Source organism: Pusillimonas sp., assembly GCF_035515275.1.
GTDB lineage: Bacteria > Pseudomonadota > Gammaproteobacteria > Burkholderiales > Burkholderiaceae_B > Pusillimonas.
In genome coordinates this window covers 1-1,951 of the sequence record NZ_DATJBQ010000170.1, presented here as the reverse complement: position 1 = coordinate 1,951, position 1,951 = coordinate 1, and the positions used below count along the sequence as shown (strand labels likewise).

Here is a 1,951-nt window from a genome sequence, read left to right as displayed (position 1 = left end):
AAATTTAGCCGAAATATCGGCAGTGTCGGCCCGAAACACCTGTGCTTGACCCTGTTTCATGTTCTTTACATCAACACCAGCACGGTCTGGCCGTTAAGTACCGTACCACTTACTGTTTGCCCCGAGGCGGCACGTACCTGTATCTGGGCACCTGGTTCGCCGCCCTGTAAGGCGGTGCCGTCGCTGGTGGCGACAAAACCCACACCCCGCGCCTCCAGGCGTACCGCTTGGCCGCGCGCAATGGATTCGGGGCTGCGAAGCGTGCGCTCGCGCATGGGCGAGCCGGTTCCGATGCGTTGGGTGGTAATGCTGCCCATCAGGCGTTCGGGCTCGTAGATGGTGCCCGGTGCCAGGCGAAGCAGGTCGCCTTCGCGCGTGGCGACGTCGCTTGCGGTGATGACCGTGCCGGCATCCAGGCTGTGGGCGGCCACGTAATACTGGCCTTCGATATTGAGCTCTACCTGGGTGTAGCTGACCCAGGGCGAGGGCGCCAGGCAACGCAGGCCGACGGTCATGCGCGGCCGCAGCCGGCCATTCGAAGGCAGGAATATCTCGCTTTGTTCGCAGGCGGGCATGCGCTCGATCTGGGGCGGCGTAACAATGACGCGCGCCTGGCCTGGGTAAGTGGCCGCCTGGTCGCGCAAAAATGTTTCGGCCTGAATGCTGAAGTCTTCGGCGGTTAAGGCCGCGGACGCCGCCGCCGGGGCAAGGCAGGCGCCCAGGGCGAGCATGAAGGAAAAGCAGCGCTTGAGCATATAAGCATTGTATAGAGCGGCTTGCCCCGCCAATGGGGGAATTGGCCGAGAAATAGCGCTTTGTTTCGTAGTTTGTCTTGCCAGGGGCCCCATTAATATGGCTGGAGTGTAAAGGGCCGTGGTTTGCCAAAGCGGCGGCTCTATTGCTGATGCGCTGTGTGCAACCCAGTATACGGCGCATCCCGCCAATTGTTTATATGGACCGAGTGGCAGATGACTGATCGAATTGGTGCCGACCTGCAGTTTTTCCAGACCGCCATCAACCTGCGCCAGCAAAGGCAAGAGGTGCTGGCGTCCAATATCGCCAACGCCGACACGCCCAGCTACAAGGCGCGTGACTTTGATTTTCGCGCCGCCTTGCAAAACGCCATGGGCGAAAGCATGCGCCTGGCGGACACCCACTTGAGCTTGACCTCGTCGCGGCACATTCCTGCCAAGGCGGTTACGCCCGACCCGGCCGAGCTGCTGTATCGCACGCCCTTGCAACCCAGTCTGGACGGCAATACGGTCGACATGGACGTAGAACGGGTTCAGTTTGCCGACAACACGGTCAAGTACCAGACCGACATGACCATTATCTCGCAACGCATCAAGGGCCTGATGGCCGCGCTGCAGCAATAACCCTTCAGGGATTGAGCAAAAATGTCTTCGATGAGTATTTTTGAGATCGCCGGTTCGGCACTGACGGCTCAGTCGCAGCGCATGAACGTGTCGGCCAGCAACATGGCCAACGCCGACAGCGTAGCCGGCCCCGACGGCCAGCCCTACAAGGCGCGCGAAGTGATCTTCAAGATGCAGCCGGCGCCGGGCCAGCCCCATACCCAGGCTGTGGGGGGTGTGCGCGTGGCCGGTGTGGTCGAAAGCGACGCGCCGCCGCGCCTGCGCTACGACCCCAAGAACCCCCTGGCCGACGCCGACGGATATATCACGATGCCCAACGTCGACGTGGTGGCCGAGACGGTGAATATGATCTCGGCGTCCCGTTCATATCAGGCCAACGTGGAAGTCATCAATACGGCAAAAAGCCTGATGATGCGCACTCTGTCCATCGGTCAATAAGGAACTGTCGATGAGCTCCGTCAATCCTCTTTCAGGCGCAAACGCCTCGTTGCTGGGCCAGGGCGGCGCCAGCGACCTGACTTCGGCCACGCAGTCGCAGTTTCTGACCTTGCTGGTTACCCAGCTTCAGAACCAGG

3 protein-coding genes are annotated in these 1,951 nt (G+C 61.0%); 2 read left to right on the top strand and 1 reads right to left on the bottom strand.

The features are described from left to right. Window positions 1-65 precede the first annotated feature (65 nt). A complete protein-coding gene (gene flgA, locus VL003_RS12500) occupies window positions 66-755 on the bottom strand; it encodes a flagellar basal body P-ring formation chaperone FlgA (RefSeq protein ID WP_325442968.1) in 690 nt (229 codons plus the stop codon). 213 nt (window positions 756-968) lie between these two features. Here flgA and flgB point away from each other — a divergent pair, with 213 nt between their 5' ends. Both flgB and flgC read left to right on the top strand, forming a co-directional pair. Then, window positions 969-1,376: a flagellar basal body rod protein FlgB gene (flgB, locus tag VL003_RS12495; protein ID WP_325442966.1), complete on the top strand. Its 408-nt coding sequence runs from the start codon at window positions 969-971 to the stop codon at window positions 1,374-1,376. A 21-nt stretch (window positions 1,377-1,397) separates the two neighbouring features. Continuing rightward, the gene (gene flgC / locus VL003_RS12490) at window positions 1,398-1,814 is read left to right on the top strand and encodes a flagellar basal body rod protein FlgC (RefSeq protein ID WP_325442964.1); all 417 of its coding nucleotides are present in this window, start codon (window positions 1,398-1,400) and stop codon (window positions 1,812-1,814) included. Window positions 1,815-1,951: the final 137 nt, after the last annotated feature.

Bases quoted from the DNA above. Each gene is read 5' to 3' on its own strand.
- flgC (WP_325442964.1), top strand. From the start codon at position 1,398: ATGTCTTCGATGAGTATTTTTGAGATCGCCGGTTCGGCACTGACGGCT.
- flgB (WP_325442966.1), top strand. From the start codon at position 969: ATGACTGATCGAATTGGTGCCGACCTGCAGTTTTTCCAGACCGCCATC.
- flgA (WP_325442968.1), bottom strand. From the start codon at position 755: ATGCTCAAGCGCTGCTTTTCCTTCATGCTCGCCCTGGGCGCCTGCCTT.